Source organism: Myxococcota bacterium (assembly GCA_035498015.1).
Lineage (GTDB): Bacteria > Myxococcota_A > UBA9160 > SZUA-336 > SZUA-336 > VGRW01.
Window position 1 is genome coordinate 1 of record DATKAO010000063.1, and the last position, 22094, is coordinate 22094.

A 22094-nucleotide genomic window follows, 5' to 3' on the forward strand; every position below is an offset into this window, starting at 1 on the left:
TGAGCTCGAAGCTGGCCGAGGTCGGGAGCGGCTGGGGCGGCGCCGTGCCGTCGGGCGACGCCGGCACGGTCTGCGGCGGGGCCGGGTTGGCCGGGCGCACGATCACGACCGTGGTCGGCGGAGGCGTCGGCGGAGCGGGCATCGCGATCGGCGTCGGAGCCGATGCGGCCGGGGACGGCGGAGTGACTGCGGGCGCCGGCGTCGACGCAGGCGCGACGGGCAGTGGAGCCGGCGCTGGAGTCACTTCCGCGGTCGGCGCGGGCGCCGCGGGCGCGGGCGGCGGGACCGGGGCGGGTGGCGGCGGCGTCACGGAGGGCGCGGGCGGCGGAGTGACTCGCACGGGTGCGGGCGCGAGAGCCGGCGCGGGGCGCGGGCGCGGGGCGACGGCTGCGGACCTCGGGGCCGGCGCGGGCGCCGGCTCGGGCCGCGCCTTCACGTAGAACCAGCCCGCGATGCCGAGCCCGACCACGGCGAGGCCACAAGCCAGGCCGGTCAGCACCGACGGCGCGTGCAGCCCGCGCCGCTTGCGCACCGGAGTCATCAGCGGGATCTGGACCGCGCGCGCCTGCGGGGGCGGGGGCGCGAACGCGCGCGGCTCCTCTCCGAAGTCGAGCGCCGGAGCTGCGGCAGGCGGCGTGGCGACGCGCTTCGGCGCGGGCGCCGGAGCGGCCGGGGCCTCGAGCGCGGGCGACTCACCCGGCTCGTCACCCATCAGGTCCGCGAACGACGTCTCGGCCTGGGCGGTCGGCGCCGCGGGCGCCTCGGCGGTGTTGCGTTCCAGCTCGAGCTCGAAGGCCTGCGGCCGCGGCGTGTCCGGCTCGGTCACGGGCGGGTCCACGGCGAACATCTTCGAGATACCGAACATCGAGTCTTCGGCCGTGGTCTCGGCCGGCTCGGGCGCGGGGCCGGCGGCGCTCGCCTCGCTGCGCGCGGCGGCGAGCTCTGCCAGCGCGGCGTCGATCGCGGCGCTCGCGTGCGCGGTCGGCTCGACCTCGATGCCCAGGTCGTCGGGCGGAGTCTGTGGAGCAGGAGCGGTCTCGAGTGGCTCGGTGTCGGGGCCGTCGGACAGCTCGAACACGCGCTCCGGCGCCGGTGGCGGGGCCGGCAGCTCGAGCTCGAGCGGCACCTCGGGGGGCTGCTCGGCCTCTTCGCGCACCGACTCGGCGACGACCTCGACCACCGCGACGGTCGCGTTGTCGGAGCCGCCGTTCGCGTTCGCGCGGTCGATCAGCTGGCGCGCGGCCTCCTCGGCGGAGTGCGGCCCGGACAGCGCCGCCTTCAGCAGCCGGTCCGGCACGAGTGAGTGCACGCCGTCGGAGCACAGCAGGAACCGGTCTCCGATCTTCACGTCGATCCGGAGCAGCTCGACCAGCACGTCGGGCGACAGGCCGACCACGCGCGTGAGCTCGTGGCGGCGCGGGTGACTCTCGACCTCGTCCGCCTGGAGCACCCCCATCTTCACCCACTCCGCCATCAGCGAGTGGTCGTCGGTGAGCGCAGTGAGATTTCCGTCGCGCAGCTGGTAGCAGCGGCTGTCGCCGATCCAGGCCAGCCACACGCCGCTCGTCCCCGCGCCGAACAGCAGGGCAACCGCGGTCGTGCCCATGCCTTTCAGGTCGGGCTTGGACAGCGCGTGTGAGTAGATCTCCTCGTTCGCGAGCTCGAGCCCGCGGCGGAGTCTCTCGTCGGGCTTGCCGTGCGGCTCGCGGAACACCCGCCCGAGTGTCTCGAGGCAGATCTTGGCCGCCGCCTCCCCGCCGCTGTTGCCGCCCATGCCGTCGACGACCGCGACCAGGCGCTCGTTCGAGACGTTCGCCAGCACCGCGACCGCGTCCTGGTTGTCGGGACGCACGCGCCCGGGGTCCGACAGCGTCGCCACGGCGAGCTTCGTCGGATCGAGCGGGAGCGGCTCGGCTGCATCGGACATCTCCTCCCTATCGGTTCGACTACGCTCGCCCTTCGGCTCGCTGCGCGCGCCCGCGGCGCTTAGATGCGCACGCTCCGCCAGTGACCCGCGCGGAAGCGCAGCACCCAGGCCAGCCCGAGCGCGAACACGTATACGAGCTCCCCGACCCAGGCGCCGAACACTCCGCCCTTCAGGTAGACCGCGAACGTGACCACCGCGCCGAGCCGCAGCGTCCAGGACAGCGTCGACTGCACGATGAACGGCCAGCGCGTGTCACCCGCGCCGCGCAGCGCGCCGCTGGCGATGATCCCCACGCCGTCGACCACCTGGAAGAACGCGCCGAGCGCGAGCAGCGGCCGCGCCAGGGCCAGGAACTCCGCGTCGTGGCTGAACAGCCCGAGCAGGAACTCCGGGACCGACAGGAACAAGAGCGAGATCAGCGCCGTGAGCGACAGCCCGAGCGTGAGCGCCGAGCGGTAGGAGCGCTCCGCCGACTCCAGGTCGCCCGCGCCGATGTAGCGGCCCACGAGCGTGCCGCAGGCGATCGAGATCGCGAACACCTGCATGAACGACAGCGCGAGCAGCTGCAGCATCGACTGACTCGCCGCCATCGATACGTCGCCCATGCGCGCGACGATCGAGCCGAAGATGGCGAACGTGGTCATGTCGAGCAGCCACTGGCCGCCGATGGGCGCGCTGGTGCGCAGGAAGCGCATCATCTCGGCCCCGTCCGGGGCGACCGGGCCCGTGCGGTAGCGCGTGCGCACCTTGCGCCGCAGCACGAAGCACAGATAGGCGAGCATGAACGTCCAGCTCGCCAGCGCCTGCGCGATGCCCGCGCCGTACACGCCCCAGGCGGGCATGCCGAGCTCGCCGAAGATCAGCCCGTAGGCGAACACCAGGTGCACGCCGACACCGATCAGCGTCACCACCAGCGGCGTACGCGTGTCACCGATGCCGCGGAAGAACGACGCGGCGATGAAGTTCACCACCACGGGCGGGCCGCCGAACAGCCGCGCGCGCCCGAAGTCGAGCGCCGCGGCCTGCAGCTCGGGCGAGGGCGCGATGAACGCGACCAGTCTCGGGAACAGGAAGGCGATCGCGAACATCCACGCCGTCATCGCCGGCACCAGGAGCCACGCGGACTGCCAGATCCAGGCGCCGCAGCGCCCGGGCTCGCCCGCACCGTCGTGGCGAGACACGAACGACTGCACGCCCTGCGAGGTGCCGGTGAACGGCACGAACAGGGTCCAGATCCACAGCCCGGCGAAGCCGGCCGCGCCGAGCTGGGTCGGGCCCAGGTGACCCAGCATGGCGGTGTCGATGGTCTGCATGACCGTCTCGGCGATCGTCGACAGGACGACCGGATAGGCGAGCTTCGCCACTTCGGCGACGTCGCCTCGCGCCGTGGCGCTGGTTTCGTTGAGTGTCTGTGTCCGTGCCGGAAAGCTCATGGCGGGGTCCGTTCCCTTAAGCGCCGAAGGCCGCGGTCGCTCTCGCGTCCGCGGCCTCCGGGTGAGCCCCGTGTCTATGGGCTCCGTCAATCTGAGGCGGACGCGTGTGTCCTCTGGTCACCGTCGTTCGAGACACGCTGTCTCGCAGACGGCGAGAAAGCGGCCGAAACGGGGCGCACGACGAATGTGAGCTTCATCTTTGCGCCTCCCCGGTTGAGATTGACGTAAACGACGCGCGGCACTCTATCCCGGGTCCGCTCACAAAGCAACGCCGAGGTGCCGAAGACACAGAGCGAAGTGGTCCCCCACCCCTTCGCCCAGTGGCTGCTCTGGGAAGAGCAGTCGAACTTTTCCGGCTTTCGCACGACGACCGACCCGGTCGCACTCGAGGTCGCGCTCGTGCCGCGCGCCGAGCTGCGCGTGGAGATCGCCGACGACGCGCCGCGCGAGCTCGTGGCGCGCTTCCTGGACGGCGAGCGCGTGCGTTTCCCCAAGCACCCGCTGAATCGTGACCCCTCGGTCGCATACGCTGCCGCGCCCGCCGCAGAGCGCTGGCCCGCGCGCTTTACGTCGTCGCGCACGCTCGTGGTCGCCGAGGGTCCGGAGCGGCCGTTCGCGCTCAAGCTCGCCACGAGTCATCCGCACCGCGACGTCTGCCAGCCCGAGAAGACGCGCATGCGCACCGAGGTCGACGAAGCGCTGCGCTTCGCGGCGCACGTGCGCGCGGTCGACGCGCGCCTGGGCGTCGATCGGCAGCTGATCGTCTTGTGCGAGTCGATCGGCGTGCGCGTGCCCGACGGCGAGACGGGCTTCCTGGTGCGCGATCTCGCACGGCTGTGTGACGGACACGTGTATCTGCCCGCGTTCAGCATTCCCTTCGTCGGGCGCGCGATCGCCGCGCACGGCGGGCGCGAGTTCGCGGCGTTCTGGGGCGACGCGTACGCCGAGCCCGTGGGCCGCGCGAAGGCGCGGCTGCTCGCGCGCTACGGGCTGCAGTACGTGACTCCCAATCCGCAGAACATCCTGGTGCAGCTCGACCGCCGGCTGCGGCCGACCGGTGCGATCGTGTTCCGCGACCTGGCCGACACCGACTTCGTGACCGACTCCGCGCGCGCCTGCGGCGCGGGCTGGACGCGCATGACCGCGAAGCTCGCGCCCGAAACCGCGAACTCGTTCTGGGCCTTCGACGAGGTCCCCGACACGCCGGCGGGTCCCGATACGCTGGCGCACTGGTACCGGCGCCACGACCGCGCCTACCTCGAGGAGCTGCGCCGGCAGCGCGGCCTGTGCTGCGACACCCTGGAGGAGGCCGAGCGGGAGCTGTGCCGGGCGGCTTGATACTGTAGGAGGGATGGCCCGCCCAAGCGGAGTCACACCCCGGAGTGTCACCGTGCGACTCACGAACTCGGCCGAGCGCTGGGTGCGCAAGGAGCATCCCTGGCTGTACGCCGAGAGCATCCGCTCGCACAGCCGGCCCGGCCAGGCGGGCGACCTGGCGGTGATCTTCGATCGCCACCGCAAGCTGCTGGCGCTGGGTCTGTGGGACCCGGACTCGCCGATCCGCGTGCGTGTGCTGCATCGCGGCGGGCCGCGGCCCGTCGACCGCACGTTCTTCGCGGAGCGGCTGCGGACGGCCGCCGAGAAGCGGGCGCACCTCGCCGGCGAGGGCACGACCGGGTGGCGCGTCGCGAACGGCGAGAGCGACGGCCTGCCCGGGCTCGTGGTGGACCGCTACGAAGGCACGGTGGTGCTGAAGCTGTACACGGCGGCGTGGCTGCCTCACCTGCCCGAGGTGTTGGCCGCGCTGGGCGAGTCACTCGCCCCGGAGCGCGTGGTCGCGCGCACGGCGCGCGCGATCGCGGCGGTCTGTGCCGAGCGCGCCGGCCTGCGCGACGGCGACGTGCTCGCGGGCCCGCCGCTCGACGCTCCGATCGTGTTCCGCGAGGCCGGGCTCGCGCTGCGCTGTGACCCCGCGCGCGGCCAGAAGACCGGCTGGTTCCTGGACCAGCGCGAGAATCGCGCGCGCGTCGGCGCGCTCGCGCAGGGCCGCAACGTGCTCGACGCGTTCGCCTACACGGGCGGCTTCTCGCTGCACGCGGCGCGCGGCGGGGCGGCGCGCGTGCTCTCGCTCGACGCGAGCCGGATCGCCCTCGACGAGTCACTGGCCAACTTCGCGCTGAACCGCGCGGACCCGCAGGTCGCGCGCTGCGCGCACGAGCTCGCGCAGGGCGACGCGTTCGAGGAGCTGCCGCGCCTGGCCGCAGCGGGCCGGCGCTTCGAGCTCGTGGTCGTCGACCCGCCCGCGCTCACCCGGACCCAGGCCGACGTCGCGGGCGCACTGCACGCGTACGCGCGTCTGGCCGAGTCCGCCGCGCGGCTGCTCGCCCCGGGCGCAGACCTGGTCATGGCCTCGTGCTCGGCGCGCGTCGACGCCGACGCGCTGGCCGGGGCCGTCCGCCAGGGTGCGGCGCGCGCGGGCCGCCGGCTGCGCGAGCGCGAGCGGACCGCGCACGCCTGCGACCATCCGGTCGGCTTCCCGGAAGCCGCCTACCTGAAGTGTCTGTTTCTGCGCGCGGAGTGATAAGTTCTGGCCCGGGAACCGCTGGGGGAGAGCGATGCCGCGAGGGATACTTCGGGGGGTTTTTCTCGTGCTCTGTGCGTGCGCCTGGGCGGGCGCCGCGCGCGCGGACGGCGACGGCGGGACTCACTACGAGATCGGCGGCTACATCTGGGCCTCGAGCCTGGCCAGCAAGGTCGACACCGCCCAGGGTGAGTCGGACACGCACATCTCGTTCTCCCAGCTCTTCGACCACCTGAGCGGCGGCCTCCAGGCGCGGGCGCGCGGTGACTGGGACGACTGGTCCGCGGTCTTCGACGGCACCTGGGCGAAGCTGCGCGTGCCCAAGCAGAGCCAGAACGTCCGCGTCGGTCCGCCCGTGCTCGGGGTGCAGGCCGGCGCCGAGGTCTCGACCAGCGTGAACGAGTACATCTTCGAGCTGAACGGCGGTCACCGGCTGTTCACCTTCGGCAGCCCGTTCTCGAACAGCCCGAGCGACAAGCGCAAGCTGCGCGGCGAGCTCTACGGCGGCGTGCGCTATTGGTCGGTCGACCCCAAGATCACGGTCGACCTGAGTGGTCCGGTGCACGGCGCGCGCACCTTCCGCCTGGGCGATCGCACCGAGTGGGTCGACCCGGTGGTCGGCCTGCGCTTCGCGGCCGACCTGTCGAGCACGGTCGTGTTCCGCATCGCGGGCGACGTGGGCGGCTTCAACCTCGGGAACTACTGCTCCGATTTCACCTGGGAGCAGGTCACGACGCTCTCGTGGCGCTTCAGCGAGAGCTGGAGCACTCACTTCGGCTACAAGTTCCTCGATTACCGCCGCGACGCGGGCGACAGCAACCAGCGCATGCAGATGCGCGGCCCGTTCATCGCGCTGAGTTACGGCTTCTGACCAAGAGGCGCGTCAAGCCGCTCGACCCGGAACACTTCCGGCGCCGGATTCGCGCCTCGGCCGCGCTGGGCGGGTCGCTGCTCGCCGGGTCGCTCGCGGCGGGCATGGTCGGCTACCACTGGTTCGAGTCGCTGCCCTGGGTCGACTCGTTCCTGAACGCGTCGATGCTGCTCGGCGGCATGGGCCCGGTCGACATGCCGCACACCGAGTCGGGCAAGTTGTTCGCGGGCTTCTACGCGCTGTACTCCGGCATGCTGTTCCTGGTGCTGGCCGCGATCCTCCTGGCGCCGGTATTTCACCGCGTTCTGCACCGCTTCCATCTCGAAGACATCGACGACGACGATCGGTGAGTGCGCGCGGCCGGCCGGCCAGCGGTTATGCTAGCCGGAGAGGTCCCCCCCCGATGAAGCTCCCAGACCGCGCGGCGATCGGAGCAGTGCTGCGCGTGCGCCGCAATCAGCTGCTTCTGGCGCTGCTCGTGCTGCTCGTGGCGGCGCGCATCGCCCTGCCGTACGTGCTGCGCCCGATCATCGTAAAGCAGGCCGACGAGGCGCTGATCGGGCGCATCGCCCTGCGCGACCTCGACCTGTCGCTGCTGCGCGGCGGAGTCACTCTGCACGGGCTCGAGGTCTACGCGGACGAGCTCCCGGCGGGCAGCTCCGGCGACGTGAAGCCGCCGCTGTTCGCGACCGAGCGGCTGTGGGTCAACATCAGCTGGCTCGAGTTGCTGTGGAAGACACTCGACGTGGAGGAGTTCCAGCTCGACGACTTCACGGTGCGCCTCGACCGTCTGAAGGACGGGCTCGCGCTGCCCAAGCCCGTGCCCTCGCCCGAGCCGGCGAAGCCGCCCGAGCAGGAGGAGCCGTCGAGCTGGGCGCTCGCCGCGGGAAGCGTGGTGCTGCACAAGGGCTCGGTCGTGTTCCGCGACTTCACCGTCGGCGACAACGGCCCGCAGCGCTTCGACCTGGCGATCCCGAACCTCGAGGCGCGCAAGCTCGCGCTGCGCTTCGATCCCAACGGCAAGGAGCCGGGTCACGTGGAGGTCGAGGCCGACGTCGGCGGCGGCCGGATCGGCTTCAAAGCCGACATGGAGCAGAAGCAGGCCGGCCCGTCGACTCACTCGAACATCGTGATCGCCGACCTGCCGATCGCGGGCGTGCGCGTGTACCTCAAGATGTTCGGCTGGAGCGACCTCGCCGGCACGCTCGACGCGTCGATCGACCACCGCTTCGAGACCGGCGGCGCGCACACGGTCTCGGGGACGCTCGGGCTCTCGAACGTGGTGGTGAGCGTGCCCAAGCTCGACCACCCGGCGCTGTCGTTCCGCAAGCTCACGGTCGGCCTGGACGAGGTCGACGTGGTCAAGCAACACGCCGCGGTGGCCGACGTGCGGCTCGAAGGCGCGCACGTCGTGGTCGACCCGCGCTCGAAGCGCCCGCTCCTGGTGCTCGAGCCGCCCGCGAAGCCGCCCGAGCCGGAGCAGGCCGCCGCGCCCGCGGCCGAGGCGGCGCCGGCCAAGCCGTGGACGTGGCTGTTGAAGCGCGCGCGACTGGAGGGAGCGGAGGTCGAGCTGCTCGGCGCCGACTCACCGCTCACATTGGGCGTCGACGCCGAGGTGAAGAACGTGGCCGATCCCACGACCGGCTCGTCGCCCGTGTCACTGGCGGTGAAGGAAGGCGCCGGGTCACTCCAGGTCGGCGGAGACCTCACCCTGAAGCCACTGTCGTTCAAGGGCAAGCTGGGACTCACCGACTTCGCGCTGGCGCCGCTGGCCGCGCGCGCGCCCGCACCGGGCGCCGAGCTGTTGCGCGACGGCAAGGCGCGCGCCGACCTCGAGCTGATCCTGGCCGGCCGCGGCGCGAGCGCGCCGAACACCTCCGACCTGCGCGTGGCGGGCAGCTTCGGGCTGGCGGACCTCGCCGTGGGCAAGCCGGGCGACAAGGACTTCGCCGTGGGCTGGAAGGACCTGGCGGTGCAGCTCAAGGAAGCCACCGTGCTGCCCGCGCTGGGCGGCGACCCGGCCGTGCCGCGCGCGATCGCGGTGACGCTGCAGCGAGTCACCGTGTCAGAGCCGACCGCCGCGCTGGTGCGCACGGCGGACGGGCTGGTGCTGCCCAAGCTCGCCGCACCCGCGCCCGGGGAAGCTCCGGCCGACTCACAGCCCCCGTCTGCGCCCGCCGCGCCTGCGCCCGCGCCAGAGGTCAAGGCGCGGCTCGACTCCTTCCGCCTGCAGCGCGGCAAGGTGCACGTGCTGGACCGCAGCGTGACTCCCTTCTACGAGGCGCGCATCGAGCAGCTCGACGCCAACGCGGTGAAGATCCTGTGGCCGCCGCCCGCGGTCGACGCGTTCGTCGCCGACCTGAAGGGCCTGCACGGGGCGCTCCTGCACGTGCACGGGGGGATCCAGGGCCAGCGCACGCGCGTGCGGGCCGAGCTCACGACCATGCCGCTCGCGCCGCTCAACCCCTACGTCTCGCCCAGCGGCTACGCGCTCTCTGGCGGAGACCTGTCGCTCGAGCTCACGGCCCACCTGGAGGGCGGCACGTACGACAGCCAGACCGACGTCGCGATCCAGTCACTCGAGGTGGGCGGCGCGCAAGGCGAGGCGCTGTTCGAGGAGAACTTCGGCATCCCGCTGTCGATGGCGATCGGGCTGCTGAAGAACCAGGAGGGCGTGATCACGCTCTCGGTGCCGGTCGCGGGCGACCGCGCGGGCACCCACGTGGGGCTGAGCAGCCTGGCCGGCCAGGCGCTGCGCAAGGCGCTGGTGGGCGCGCTCGCCTCCCCGCTCAAGCTCTTGGGCGCGGGCACGAAGGACGGAAAGATCGACCTGCGGCCCGCGCCCGTCGAGTTCCAGCCCGGCGGCATCGAGCCGACTGAGTCGGGCGCCTCGCGCATCGAGCAGCTCGCCACGCTGCTCACGAGCTCGCCCGCCCTCTCGCTCACGCTGCACGGCGGCACCTCGACCGGGGACCTGCGCGCGCTGCGCGAGCGGGCGCTCCTGGCCGAGCTCGAGCGGAGCACGGGCCTGCGGGCGCTGGGCAACCTGGGCGAGATGGGCACGCGACGCGCAGTTCGCCTGCACCTCGAAGCCAGTACGACCGGTCAGTCTCCGCCGCCGCTCGACGACGAGCAGAGCAAGTGGCTCGAAGCGAAACTGTCCAGCCAGTCACTTCCCGACGGAGCGCTCTCCGCGCTCGCCGCGCAACGTGCCGATGCGCTGCACGCGAAATTCGTCTCCGAGAAGGGCATCGAAGCCGAGCGTGTCACCGTGGGTTCGCCCGCGCCCGAGCGCAGCTTGCCCGTGCCCGGCGTTGCGATCGACGTCGGAGCCCGCCCCAGCGCATCCCACTAGCTACACAGAAATGCGTCAGTGATTCTCCTCACGAATCCTTTCGTGGGGGGAATCACCGAGGCGAATCGCCCCTGCGTCGATGCTTCACTCATGAAGACTGGAGTGGCAGTACTCATGGGTATGGGGTTTCCGTTTCTGTTGTGGGCTTCGAATGCCGGCGCGGGCTCGACTGCGCGGGCGACAGGAGGAAGAGAGGTCGCGGACGTCATCGCGACCACCCGGGCATCGCCGACCGAGGCGCCCGCCGGCTTCGACGGCGTCTCGAATGGACTCACCGATGCGACGACTCACACGAACGACCAGGAGGCGTTCGATGGGGCCGAGGACGCCGACGAGGGCCTCGGTCCGCTGTACAACGCGCAGGCCTGCCGCGAGTGCCATCAGAGCCCGGTATCGGGAGCGGCGAGTCAGGTCACCGAGCAGCGCGTGGGTCACAAGGACCGGTCCGGGAACTTCGTGGATCCGGACTTGCCGATGGGCGACGGCACCGAGGTGGTGCACGCGCGCTCGCTCATGAACGACCGCTCGATCTGTCCGAGCGCGGAGTTCCCGGACCTGACGGGTCAGGAGAGGGTTCCGGCGAGCGAGAACATCCGCACGCAGCGCGCGTCGCTGAACACGCTGGGGGACGGCTTCATCGAGGCCATCCCGTCGGCGGCGATCCGCGCGAACGCGTCGAACCAGTGCTCGCAGTCGCGCGGTGCGATTTGCGGCAAGGTGATCACCGTGCCGGTGCTCGAGGCCGGCGGCACCACGCGCGTGGCCCGCTTCGGCTGGAAGAACCAGCACGCCAGCCTGCTCTCGTTCTCGGCCGACGCGTACCTGAACGAGATGGGGATCACGAGCGTGCTCTTGCCCAACGAGGTCGCGCAGCTGTGCGACGCGATCCAGGACCCGGAGGACGAGATCGGCGCCGACGGTCTGGGCGACGTCGACCGCTTCGCGCGCTTCATGCGCGCGACCAAGGTGCCGCCGCGCTACGCCTCGGTGGCCAACACGCCGGACTCGCAGGCGGGCGAGAAGATCTTCTCGCAGATCGGCTGCGCCACCTGTCACACGCCGACGTTCGTGACCGCGCCTGCGGGCTCGGTGCTGAACGGCGGCACGCTCAAGGTCTCGGATGCGGTGGGCAACAAGATCATCCACCCGTTCAGTGACTTCCTGCTGCACGACATCGGCACCGGCGACGGGATCGTGCAGAACGGAGGCCAGGCGACCGCGAACATGCTGCGCACGCCTCCGCTCTGGGGCGTGCACGTGCGCGGCCGGCTGATGCACGACCTGCTCTCGCTCAACTTCGACGACGCGATCTCGCGCCACAGGAACGAGGCGAGCGGCGCGGTCAGCAACTACCGGCGGCTCGGCTCCGGCGACCAACGCAGGCTCAAGACGTTCTTGAGCTCGCTCTAGAGCCGACCCCCGCTGATCTGCGGGAGAAAGTGGATTTCCGCCTGCGGGCGGAGTGACTCGTGAAGGGCCTCGCCGTGGGGGATCACCTCGCCGTCGATGGCGATCGCGGTCCCCTCGGCGAGGCGCTTCTCGAGCGCGGGCCAGCGCCGGTACAGCTCGGCCAGGAGCGCGCGCACGTCGCGCGCCTCGACCTCGAGCGACTCGACGCCGCCCGTGAACCTTCGCAGCCCCGCCGCGAAGACGACGCGCGCCACGCCTAGCGCGCGTGCTCGAGCAGCGCGAGCAGCTTGGGCGGCGAGATCGGCAGCTCGCGCACCTCGACGCCGACGGCGCGCTGCACGGCGTTCGTGACCGCCGCCAGCGGCGGGACGATCGGCGTCTCGCCCACGCCGCGCACGCCGTACGGGTGCATCGGGTTGGGCACCTCGACGATCACCGTGTCGATCATCGGCAAGTCACTCGCCACGGGGATGCGGTAGTCGAGGAAGCCGGCGTTCTCCATCACGCCCTTGGCGTCGAACACGTACTCCTCGTTCAGCGCCCAGCCGATGCCCTGCGCGGCGCCGCCCTGCATCTGGCCCTCGACGTAGCTCGGGTGCACGGCCTTGCCCGCGTCCTGCACGGCCGTGTATCGGAGCACCTTCACCGCGCCGGTCTCGCGATCGACCTCCACGTCGCACAGGTGGGTGGCGAAGCCGGGACCCGCGCCGCGCGCGGTGAGTGACGCGCGCCCGGTGATCGGCCCGCCGGTGGCGGCGGCGCGCGAGGCGATCTGGCGCAGCGAGAGCGGCTCGTGCTTGCCCTCGGCGCCGTTCGCGGCCACGGCCCGGCCGTCTTCCCAGGCCACGGCGTCGAGCTCGATGCCCCAGGTCTGCGCCGCCCGCGCGCGCAGCTGCCGCACCACGTCGCGCGCCGCCTCGATCACCGCCATGCCGGTCGCGAACGTGACTCGGCTGCCGCCCGTCAGGTCGTTGTAGCCGATCGACTCGGTGTCGACGACGACCGGCCGCACGCGCTCCACGGGGATGCCGAGCTCCTCGGCCGCCATGAGCGCGAGCGACGCGCGCGAGCCGCCGATGTCGGGGCAGCCGCTCATCACGACCGCCGAGCCGTCCTCGTTGATCGCCACGTTGGCCGACGACGACATGCCTGCGTTGAACCAGAAGCCGGAGGCCACGCCACGGCCTTGATTGGGACCGAGCGGCGCGCGGTAGTGCGGATGACTCTTCGCGGCCTTCAGTGTCTCGACGAAGCCGATCGCGCGGTACTTCGGGCCGTAGGTCGCCTGCACGCCCTCGTGCGCGGCGTTGGTGAGTCGCAGGTCGATCGGGTCGAGCCCGAGCTTCGCGGCCAGCTCGTCGAGCACGGTCTCGGTGGCGAGCGCCGCCATCGGCGCGCCCGGCGCGCGGTAGGCCGCGACCTTGGGCTTGTTCACCACCACGTCCCAGCCCTCGATCTTCACGTTCGCGAGCTTATAGGGCGCGAACACGGTCATCATCGCGGCGCCGACCGGCGAGCCCTTGAACGCGCCGGCCTCGTACACCAGCACCGCTTCGGCGGCCGTGAGCGTGCCGTCGCGCTTGGCGCCCATCTTCACGCGCACGTGCGTGCCCGAGGTCGGGCCCGTCGCGCGGAACACCTCTTCGCGCGTCATGACCATCTTCACGGGCCGGCCCGACTTGCGCGATAGCAGCACCGCGAGCGGCTCGAGATACACGGTGGTCTTGCCGCCGAAGCCGCCGCCGATCTCGGTCGGCACGACCTTGATCATGTCGGTCGAGAGACCCAGGACCTTGGCCGAGTAGGCGCGCACCATGAACGCGCCCTGCGTGCAGCACCAGACCACCGAGCGGCCGTCCTCGCCGGTGCGCGCCAGCACGGCGTGCGGCTCGATGTAGCCCTGGTGGACCATGGGCGTGTGGAACTCGCGCTCGACCACCACGTCGGCCTCGGCGAAGCCGCGAGTCACGTCGCCGCGCCCCATCTCGCGCCGCGAGGCCACGTTGGTCGGGCCCTTGGGCAGCGGCTCGTCGCCGGTCGCGCGCAGGTCGTCGTGCAGGATCGGCGCGTCGGGCGCGAGCGCGCGCTCGAGCGTGAGCACGGGCTCGAGCGGCGCGTAGTCCACGCGGATCGCCGCGCACGCCGCCTCGGCGATGTGCGCGCTGGTGGCCGCCACCGCCGCCACCGCGTGCCCGTGGTACAGCGCCTTGTCGCGCGCCATCACGTTCAGCGCGAGGTCGCGCATGTCGCCGGCGCCCTCGCCACCGCCGCCACCGTGCTCGGACTTCAGCTCGGGGAAGTCACTCCCGGTGATGATCGCCTTCACGCCGTCGATCGCGAGCGCGGCGGAGAGATCGATGCCGCGGATGCGCGCGTGCGCGTGCGGGCTGCGCAAGACCTTGCCCCAGAGCATGCCGGGCGCCGAGTAGTCGGCGCCGAACTGGGCGCGGCCCGTCACCTTGTCGAGGCCGTCGTGCCGGACCGGCCGCGTGCCGACCTGGCGGAACTTCCGTTCGCTCATCGGGGGTCTCCTCGCAGCTCCGCGGCCGTGTCGAGCACGGCGCGGATGATCTTGTCGTAGCCCGTGCAGCGGCACAGGTTGCCCGCGAGCCAGTAGCGGGTCTCTTCCTCGCTGGGGTCGGGATTGCGCTCGAGCAGCGCCTTGGCCGCCACGATGAAGCCCGGCGTACAGATGCCGCACTGCAGGGCGGCGTGCTCGAGGAATTTCTTCTGCAACAGGTGCAGCTCGGCACCGCGAGACACGCCTTCGATCGTCTCGACGCTGCGCCCGGATGCCTCGGCGGCCAGCACGAGACACGAGCACACCAGCCGCCCGTCGAGCAGCACCGAGCAGGCGCCGCAGTCACCGGTGGAGCAGCCCTCCTTGGTGCCGGTGAGGTGCAGCTCCTCGCGCAGCGCGTCGAGCAGGCTCTGGTCGGGCGCGCATAGAAACTCGGCCGCCTCGCCGTTCACGGTGGTTCGCACGTGCTGCTTCACGAACTGACTCCTGTGCGCGCGCGCGCGAACGCCGCCTGCGCGGCGCGGCGCACCAGCACGCCCGCGATGCGCTTGCGGTACTCGACGGTGCCGCGCTTGTCCGAGATCGGCCGCGCCGCGGCGCTCGCCGCCTCGCCGGCCCGGGCCAGCGCGGCGTCGTCGCCGCGCGAGCCGACCAGCGCCTGGGCGGCAGCCGGCACCAGGATCACCGTGGGCGCCACCGCGCCGAGCGCGACGCGCGCGGCGCTGCACACCCCCGACGCGTCGAGCACGACGGCCACGCCCGCGCCCACCACCGCGATGTCCATCTCGGTGCGCGGAATGAAACGCAGATAGGCGTCCGATGCGCGCGCGGGCGGACGCGCGATGCGGAAGCCCACGAGCAGCTCGCCGCGCTCCAGCACGTTCGTGCCCGGCCCCTTCGTGAAGCTCTCGGCGGGCAGCTCGCGCTGGCCGCGCGGGCCCGCGATGACACAGCGCGCGCCCACCGCGCACAGCGCGGGCGTGGTGTCGGCGGCGGGCGAGGCGTTGCACAGGTTCCCGCCCACCGACGCGCGGCCCTGGATCTGGGTCGAGCCGATCAGGTCGACCGCCTCGACCAGGCCCGGGAACACGCGGCCCAGCTCGGGGTGCTCGACGATCTCGGCCGCGGGCAGGGCGGCGCCGAGCCAGAGCTCGGCAGGGCCGAGCTCGATGCGCGCCATCTCGGGAATGCGCTTCACGTCGACGAACACGCGCGGCGCCGCCCGGCCCGTGCGCATCTGCACCAGCAAGTCGGTGCCGCCGGCCAGCACGCGTGCGCCGCTCTCGCCGAGCAGCGCGACGGCGCGCGCGATCGAGTCGGGCGCCTCGTAGCGGACTTCTTCCATGCTCGGATGCTACCTCAGGCGCTTCCCCGAGTGTCTCCGAGGGCCGCGGCGAGCTGCTTCAGGAAGTCGGACTGCTCCTTGCGGGTCGACACGCGGAAGCGCTGGAACTCGCCCGCGACTTTGAGGTCGGCGAACATGCCGGCCGGGTCCTCGTGAAAGTGCAGGAACGCCGAGCTCTTGCGGTAGAAGGTGCCGCGCTTGCGCTCGCTGAGCGAGGCGTGCGCGCGGATGCGCCCGAGCAGATCGTCGATCGTGTCCAGCGCGGCCGGGCCGGCGTGTTTCACGGCGCCTTCGAGTCTAGCGCGCGCGCGTAGCTGGCGTCTTCGAGAAACACGGCGTCGGGAAACTCGGACTTCACCGCTTCGGGCTGCGGGGTGCCCGGCTGCAGCAGCACGATCAGCGTCGTGCCCTGACTCTGCTTGCGCTCGAGCCGCCGTGACTTGCGAGGCAGCTCGGCCGAGACGTCGGCGTGGTGGATGGAGCGGCCGAGATACGACTCGAGCTGGCGTGCGTCGCGCGCGTTGAACACGGCCACGTCCTTCGCGGCGCGCGCGCGCAGCGCGGCCGCGAGCCTGCGCGCGGGCAGGGCGCGCGGGTCGAACGGGATCGCAGTGACTCCGGGCAGGTCCGCCGCGCCGTAGACCGCCACCGCGAAGCCCTTCGCCCGAGCGTCTGCGACCTGCTCGGCGGTCGCCTGCCCCGAGATACAAGTCGCGCCGGTGTAGAACATGCACTCGATCGGTGAGTCGGGGACGAACACGAGCCGCTTCCCGGGCGGAAGCTTCGCGACCTCCTGCCCGAGCCCGCGCAGCTCGCTGGCCCACAGGGGGTCGCGCGGCCGGTCGGCCTGCGGCCCGGCGATCGTCACGGGCGAGATCACGACGTAGGCGGCGAGCAGCAAACAGAGGATCGGACGCAAGCGCACGGGTCCGGCGTCGCAGGCGAACCAGCCCAGCGCGCAGAGCACGGCCGGGAGCGCGACCATCGGGTAGGCCTGCATCTTGGTCGCGGCCAGCGTGAACACGCCATAGACGAGGATGATCCAGCCCGCCAGGGGCCGCAGCTCGCGGCGGCGAACCGCCTGCACACCGAGCCAGGCGATGGCCAGGAGGCCGAGGACGCTGAAGTCGCTGTCGAGGTTCGCGAAGTGGAAGTACCAGGGTCCGCCCTGCCCATCGACCACGTGGAAGAAGTATCTCGCGCCGCGCGCGCGCGCGAACGCCGCGAGCTCGGGAAAGGCGTGCGCGGTGTACAGGAGCCACGGCAGCACGAGCGCCGCCGCGACGGCGAGTGACCCTGCAGTGACCGTGACCGAGGCGCGCCAGCTCGCTCCGCGCGCACGCAAGGCGAGGAACAGCACCGCCGGCACCACCAGCGCCGGAGTCTCCTTCACGTAGTACGCCGCCGCGGTGAGTGCGCCGACCCCCAGCGCTCGCCGCACGAGCGCGCGCCGATCGTCCAGTGACTCCGCCGCGCGCAGCGCCGCCAGCGCGCCCAGCGCGGTGGCGAACGTCATGCCGACGTCCACGTGGTCGGAGGCGCGGTATCCCGCCACCAGCAGCATGACCCAGCCGTTCCAGGCCGCGAGCGCCGCCGCGAACAGCGCGGCCTCGGCCGAGGCGAAGCGGCGCGCGATCGCGAACACCACCAGCACGAGCAGACTCGACAGCACGACGCTGGGCACGCGCAGCGCGAGCTCGTTCACGCCGAACAGCCGGTACGAGAGCGCGATCAGCCAGGTCATGCCCGGCGGCTTGTGCAGCCACACGTGCGAGTGTCTCCAGTCGTCGACCGCGGGCTCGCTGAGCGGCTGCGCGACGAGCTCGGGCACGAACGGGTCGTGCAACGCGTTCAGCGCGACCAGAGCGTGGTAGCGCTCGTCCCACGGCGAGAGCCCGAGATGCCACGCCGGTGGGATGCGCAGGCAGAGCGCCGCGAGAACGAGCAGCCACAGCGCCGCGCGCCGCCTGCCGCGTCGTTCGGCGATGAAGGCGAGCGCGCTCCCCGCAATCGCGCCCGCGACCCCCAGCCACGGCAACCCGTCCACGCCGCGAGTCTAGGGCCGCCGCACGCGCTCGGCTGCAAGCGAGTATGCTCGTGTCGGGGGCAAGGAGTTCACGTGGTACGTCTCTACGGCGTTCGACAGTCGCGCGCGGCGCGCTCGCTCTGGGCGCTCGAGGAGCTCGGCGTGCCCTACGAGCTCGTGAGCACCAACATCGGAACGGAGACTCAATCGCCGGGTTACAAGGCGATCAACCCCAACCGGCGAATCCCCGCGCTCGTGGACGGCGACCTCACGCTGTTCGAATCGATGGCGATCAACCTGTATCTCGCCAAGAAATACGACAAGGGCGGCTTGCAGCCGGCCACGCCCGAGGACGAGGCGCGCGCCGTGCAGTGGAGCTTCTGGGCCATGACCGAGCTCGAGCCGCAACTCATGGTCGTGCTCATGAACCGCCTGTTCCTGCCGCCCAACCAGCGCGATCTCTCGGCGGCCAACGCCGCCGAGGAGAAGCTCGGCCCGGCGCTGGGCGTGCTCGAGGGCGCGCTCGCGGGCAAGCAGTATCTGCTCGGCCCCATCTTCACGATCGCCGACCTGAACGTGGCGTCGGTGCTCGCCTGGGCGCTGTTCGCCAAGGTCGACCTGGCGAAGTCGCCCAACGTGAAGCGCTGGCTGCAGGAGTGCGTGGCGCGGCCGGCGTTCGCCGCGGCGCGCAACGGCTGACTAGCGCAGCGGCGGCGCGTCGGGGCGGCTGAAGCGCGGCAGGAAGCGGAAGATCTCCTCCGCCGCGCGGATCACCTTCGTCTCGGGCCCGATCACCAGCGCCGACAGCCACGAGTGACCCCCGGGCCAGCCGTGACCCGGCCCGTGCATGCGCCAGAGCAGCACGTCGGCGCCGTTCGCGCACGGCCCGAAGTCGACCAGCTCCGCGCTGTGTGACTCGAGCTTGCGCTGGTCGACGACCTTGCCTTCGCCCGTGCAGCCGTCGCGCCCGCGCCAGCGCGCGAGCGTGTCGTCGACGGAGCGGAAGCTCTGGTGGTGGCTGATGAACGCCAGCGTGCGCGACTCGCCGCCCGCGTAGCTGGCGCGCGGGTCGTCGACGCTGTGGATGTGCAGCACCGGGACCGGCGGCCCGCTCGGGAACGAGTCACTCATGTCCGGCCCCGCCACCGAGACCACCGCCGCGATGCGCGCCCCCTCCCGCGCGGCGAGCCGGTAGGCCATCATGCCGCCGTTCGAGTGACCCACGGCGTAGATGCGCGTGCGGTCCAGGTCGAGGTCGCGCGCCAGGTCGGCGAGCAGCGCGACCGCGAAGCCCACGTCGTCGACGTGCTCGGCCTGCGCCTCGCCGCAGCACGTGCCGGCGTTCCAGGTGAGCAGGCGGTGGTCGAGCTTGCCGCTGCCGTCGGGATACGCGACCGCCCAGCCGAGCGCGTCGGCCTGTGCGTCGAGGCCGGCGGCGCGCTGGAAGTCCTTCGCGTCGCCGCCGCCGCCGTGGAAGGCGAGCACGAGCGGCAGCGGCACGTGCCGGGCGTAGTCGGGTGGCAGGTGCAGCAGGTAGTGACGCGTGCCCCCGCCGAAGCCGAGCTCCTGGGCGAAGTCGCCCGAGCGCGGATAGCGCGGTGACTGGGCCGGAGGCCGCGGCTGCTGCGGCGTGCACGCGAGCCACGGCACCGCGCATGCCAGCACCACGCATCTCAGCGCCGCGCGCAAAGTCCGCGAGTCGCCCCCCATCGGCGCTGCAGTATAGGCTGGCAGCATGAGGGTGACACGCGTGCTGTCGGCATGCCTGTGCGCGGCGGCGCTGGTCGCGGGCTGCCGCAGGCCGCAGGTCGAGCCGAGGGGCGAGCTCGCGGGCGCGTGGCTGCGCGAGCCCGAGGTCACCCAAGGCTTCGAGCTCCGGCAGGACGGCGCGCTGGCGTTGCTCGGCCAGCCCGAGCGCAGCGGGCTGGCCTGGAACGCGACTCACGGCGAGCTCGTGCTCTCCACCAACAGCGCCGAGCGCGTGGAGTCGAGCGTCGCGCGGCTGCGCGTCGCGTCGCTCGGGCCCGAGGCGCTGGTGCTCGAGGCCGACGGCGAGCCGTTCGCCGGCCGCTATCGCCGCGCGCAGGCCGCGCACGTGCGCGGCGTGCTCACCTACCGCGAGCGCACGGCGCTGCCGCCCGACGCGCGCGTGGTCGTGCAGCTGACACAGATCGGTGTCGGCCCCGTGGCGACACAGGCCTTCGTGGCCCGCTCCGCGGTGCCGCTCGGCTTCGAGCTCGCGCTCGTGCCCCGAGCAGGCGCGCGCTACGAGCTCACGGCACGCATCGGCGAGCGCGAGCGCAGCTGGTTCGCGACGCCCCAGCCGTTGGCCGCGACACCCGACGGGCCGGACCTGGAAGTGCTGCTGCGCTCGGCGCGCTGACTCACTCGCCGGCCCAGTCGAACGAGCCCTTGCGCACGTTCACGAAGCCCAGCTCGGGCAGGCTCCACAGCATGCCCTCGAGACCCGCCTTGGCGCGCACGCCGCCGTCGAAGGGCAGGGCCGCGACGCCGTAGCCGGTGTAGCCGAGCGCGAACAACAGGTTCACGCCGCCGTACACGGGCCGGCGCCAGAACACGTCGTCGGTGAACAGCAGGAACGCGCTGTCGCGCGGCAGCGGCGTGTAGATCGACGAGGTGTACGCCAGCGACTCACGCGCGCGCGTGGCCAGGCCGGGCGACGCCTCGAGCACGCGCTCGAGCTCGCGCTCGCGGTGCGACGGGAAGTAAGCCAGCTCGCGCACGCGCAGGCTCTCGCGCACGCGGTCGAAGAACACGAACGGCACGAAGCCGAGCGCGCGGCCCTCGGGCTGGGTGACTCCGCCCAGCGCGCGCACCTCCTCCTCGGGGGTGGAGAAGGCCGTGTCGGTGGTGCGGCCGAGCTCGGTCATGCAGTTGTGGTGCACCAGGTCGTACGCCCAGCGGCGCTCGAGCTCGGCCTCGGCGGCAGTCAGTCGCGCGCGCGCGGCAGCGAGCGCCGCGCCCACGTCGCCCACGAGGGGGGGCGTCGGCACGGCCCGGGCGCGCGCGGGGAGCTTGCGCCGGCCGAACTCCGAGAGCTGACCCGCGGCGTCGGCGCGGCCATCGCGCGCGTTGATCGCCGCGACCTCCTCCACGAGGTTCCAGTCCGCCTCGTCGACCACGCCCTTCGCCAGCACCTCCTGGCGCGCGCGGCGCAAGAGCCCGGCGGCCTGCTCGCGCCACTTGGCGCGCACCGAGTCACTCGCGTCCGTGGCGAGTGACACGTCGGGCGTGCCCGAGAATGCGTCCAGCACGGCCAGTCGCCCGATGGCCAGGCTGCGGCGCGCGGCGAGCGCGCGCGCCTGCGCGAGCAGCAGCGCATAGCCGCGGTCGTGGCGCTTCGAGGCCACGAGCTCGCGCACCGTCTCCGCCATGCGCTGCGCGAGCGCCTCGAGACCCGCGCGCTCGTCGGCCGAGAGCGGTGAGTCGACCTCGGCGGGCAGCGCGGCCAGCGCCGCGGGGTCGAGCGCATCGCCTGCGTCGAGCGCCCGCGCCGCCTCGCGCAGCGTGAGCGCCTCGCGCAGCGTCTCGAGCCGGCCGGGCTCCGGCACGGCCGACAGGGACTCGACCTCGCGCTCGGCATCGGCGCGCAGCGCGGCGACCGCGTCGTCGCCGGCCTGTGCGCGCAGCCGGAGCGCGTCGGGATCACCCGGCGACTGCGGGTCGACGAGCCCGAGACCGCGCAGCGGGGGCGCGGGGCGGCCCGAGGCCGCGGCCTCGAGCCAGGCCACGTCTTCGCGCAGGGAGTCCCGGCGGGCGAGCGCGATCTCCTGCGCCACGTAGAGCCGCGCGAACGCCGCCTCGACCTGGCCGGTCACTTCGGGCGCAGCGTCCAGGCGCGCGACCACCAGTGGCCGGTTCTCGAGCTCGGCATACACGGTGTGGAACGAGGACCAGCCTTCGCGCACCAAGAGGAGCAGCCCCTCGGGCGAGTTCTGCAGGTGATAGACGGTGTCGCCGGCGACCAGCGCCCCGTGGCCGCCGCTCGCCAGGCCGACGTTCGCAGACACGTACACGAAGCCCAGGCCCGCGCTCCGCGCGTCGCCCGCGAGGAGCACGGCCAGGAGCCACGCCCCGAGTTTGAGCGCGCGCAGTCGCATCAGCTGCCGGGGTGCAGGTAACCGTCGAGCGCGAGCTGCGCTTCGGGGCGATCGCGCCCGATGCCGTCGACGAAGGCGTCCATCTCACCAGGCGAGAGCTTCGCGTCGTGCAGGCCCTCGCCGATCGCGCGCGGCGTCAGCGCCTCGGACTCCCAGTGGGTGATCGCGTGGTCCTCGGCGATGCGCGAGATCCCGCGCACGAACTCGTCGCGCGAGCCGTCCGGCTGGCGGGCGAAGGCCGCGGTGTACTGGCGCAGGTCGAGCCGGTAGCTGGTCTGGTTCGGCGTGGTCTCCTTGCCGCCGCTGCCCGACGAGGTCGAGATCGCGTCGAACGAGCCGGCGATCGAGCGCGACGAGCCGGCCGAGAGGTCCGACGGGATTTCAATGATCGCCGAGATGACTTTGCACCCCGCCAGCGGGAGCGCGGCGAGCAGGATCACGGACAGGAGCTTTCGGGGGGACATCGCGGGTTCTCCTTTGCGGTCAATCATATCCGCCGTTCGT

At 72.4% G+C, this 22094-nt stretch carries 19 protein-coding genes; 8 read left to right on the forward strand and 11 right to left on the reverse strand.

Annotated features, from left to right (window positions below):
• Together VMR86_05120 and VMR86_05125 are read right to left on the reverse strand one after the other, a co-directional pair.
• On the reverse strand, positions 1-1927 hold a 1927-nt coding region (locus VMR86_05120; GenBank protein ID HTO06420.1), incomplete at its 3' end, for a PP2C family serine/threonine-protein phosphatase.
• Positions 1928-1986: 59 nt separating this feature from the next.
• A complete protein-coding gene (locus VMR86_05125; GenBank protein HTO06421.1) occupies positions 1987-3291 on the reverse strand; it encodes an MATE family efflux transporter in 1305 nt (434 codons plus the stop codon).
• A 345-nt stretch (positions 3292-3636) separates the two neighbouring features.
• Between VMR86_05125 and VMR86_05130 the strand changes: the two genes are divergently transcribed.
• From VMR86_05130 to VMR86_05155, 6 genes are all read left to right on the forward strand, one after another.
• A complete protein-coding gene (locus VMR86_05130) occupies positions 3637-4698 on the forward strand; it encodes a hypothetical protein (protein HTO06422.1) in 1062 nt (353 codons plus the stop codon).
• Positions 4699-4711: 13 nt separating this feature from the next.
• The gene (locus tag VMR86_05135) at positions 4712-5941 is read left to right on the forward strand and encodes a class I SAM-dependent rRNA methyltransferase (protein HTO06423.1); all 1230 of its coding nucleotides are present in this window, start codon (positions 4712-4714) and stop codon (positions 5939-5941) included.
• 67 nt (positions 5942-6008) lie between these two features.
• Entirely contained in the window at positions 6009-6812 is an 804-nt protein-coding gene (locus VMR86_05140) for a hypothetical protein (protein HTO06424.1), read from the forward strand.
• 104 nt (positions 6813-6916) lie between these two features.
• A complete protein-coding gene (locus VMR86_05145; protein ID HTO06425.1) occupies positions 6917-7162 on the forward strand; it encodes a hypothetical protein in 246 nt (81 codons plus the stop codon).
• Positions 7163-7215: 53 nt separating this feature from the next.
• Positions 7216-10167, forward strand: coding sequence for a DUF748 domain-containing protein (locus VMR86_05150; protein HTO06426.1), 2952 nt, complete (start codon positions 7216-7218; stop codon positions 10165-10167).
• Positions 10168-10287: 120 nt separating this feature from the next.
• Positions 10288-11577 (forward strand): di-heme oxidoredictase family protein, encoded by a 1290-nt coding sequence (locus VMR86_05155; GenBank protein HTO06427.1) that lies wholly within the window; start codon positions 10288-10290, stop codon positions 11575-11577.
• Here the strand turns inward: VMR86_05155 and VMR86_05160 are convergent.
• The 6 genes from VMR86_05160 to VMR86_05185 are packed head-to-tail and all read right to left on the reverse strand — an operon-like array spanning position 11574 to position 17490.
• Positions 11574-11831 (reverse strand): MoaD/ThiS family protein, encoded by a 258-nt coding sequence (locus VMR86_05160; GenBank protein HTO06428.1) that lies wholly within the window; start codon positions 11829-11831, stop codon positions 11574-11576. The two genes, VMR86_05155 and VMR86_05160, sit on opposite strands and share 4 nt — an antisense overlap.
• A gap of 2 nt (positions 11832-11833) precedes the next feature.
• Positions 11834-14098 carry a xanthine dehydrogenase family protein molybdopterin-binding subunit gene (locus VMR86_05165; GenBank protein ID HTO06429.1) on the reverse strand — a complete coding sequence of 755 codons (2265 nt, stop codon included), beginning with the start codon at positions 14096-14098 and terminating at the stop codon, positions 11834-11836.
• The gene (locus VMR86_05170; GenBank protein HTO06430.1) at positions 14095-14574 is read right to left on the reverse strand and encodes a (2Fe-2S)-binding protein; all 480 of its coding nucleotides are present in this window, start codon (positions 14572-14574) and stop codon (positions 14095-14097) included. Before VMR86_05170 ends, VMR86_05165 begins: the two co-directional genes overlap by 4 nt.
• Positions 14571-15443, reverse strand: coding sequence for a xanthine dehydrogenase family protein subunit M (locus VMR86_05175; GenBank protein ID HTO06431.1), 873 nt, complete (start codon positions 15441-15443; stop codon positions 14571-14573). The genes VMR86_05170 and VMR86_05175 overlap by 4 nt, the downstream gene beginning before the upstream one ends.
• Positions 15444-15457: 14 nt before the next feature.
• Positions 15458-15727: a hypothetical protein gene (locus tag VMR86_05180; protein ID HTO06432.1), complete on the reverse strand. Its 270-nt coding sequence runs from the start codon at positions 15725-15727 to the stop codon at positions 15458-15460.
• Entirely contained in the window at positions 15724-17490 is a 1767-nt protein-coding gene (locus VMR86_05185) for a glycosyltransferase family 39 protein (GenBank protein ID HTO06433.1), read from the reverse strand. Before VMR86_05185 ends, VMR86_05180 begins: the two co-directional genes overlap by 4 nt.
• Positions 17491-17562: 72 nt before the next feature.
• Here VMR86_05185 and VMR86_05190 point away from each other — a divergent pair, with 72 nt between their 5' ends.
• On the forward strand, positions 17563-18168 hold the full coding sequence (locus VMR86_05190; GenBank protein ID HTO06434.1) for a glutathione S-transferase family protein: 606 nt from the start codon (positions 17563-17565) through the stop codon (positions 18166-18168).
• Here the strand turns inward: VMR86_05190 and VMR86_05195 are convergent, their stop codons facing one another.
• Positions 18169-19134, reverse strand: a complete 966-nt coding sequence (locus tag VMR86_05195) for an alpha/beta fold hydrolase (GenBank protein HTO06435.1) — start codon at positions 19132-19134, stop codon at positions 18169-18171. It lies immediately after the preceding gene.
• Positions 19135-19204: 70 nt separating this feature from the next.
• On the opposite strand from VMR86_05195, the gene VMR86_05200 reads away from it, so the two are divergent.
• The gene (locus VMR86_05200; GenBank protein HTO06436.1) at positions 19205-19852 is read left to right on the forward strand and encodes a YbaY family lipoprotein; all 648 of its coding nucleotides are present in this window, start codon (positions 19205-19207) and stop codon (positions 19850-19852) included.
• Position 19853: 1 nt separating this feature from the next.
• On the opposite strand, the gene VMR86_05205 is transcribed toward VMR86_05200, so the two are convergent.
• Together VMR86_05205 and VMR86_05210 are read right to left on the reverse strand one after the other, a co-directional pair.
• Entirely contained in the window at positions 19854-21590 is a 1737-nt protein-coding gene (locus tag VMR86_05205) for a hypothetical protein (protein HTO06437.1), read from the reverse strand.
• Entirely contained in the window at positions 21590-22054 is a 465-nt protein-coding gene (locus tag VMR86_05210; protein HTO06438.1) for a hypothetical protein, read from the reverse strand. The genes VMR86_05205 and VMR86_05210 overlap by 1 nt, the downstream gene beginning before the upstream one ends.
• Between the last annotated feature and the right edge of the window lie 40 nt (positions 22055-22094).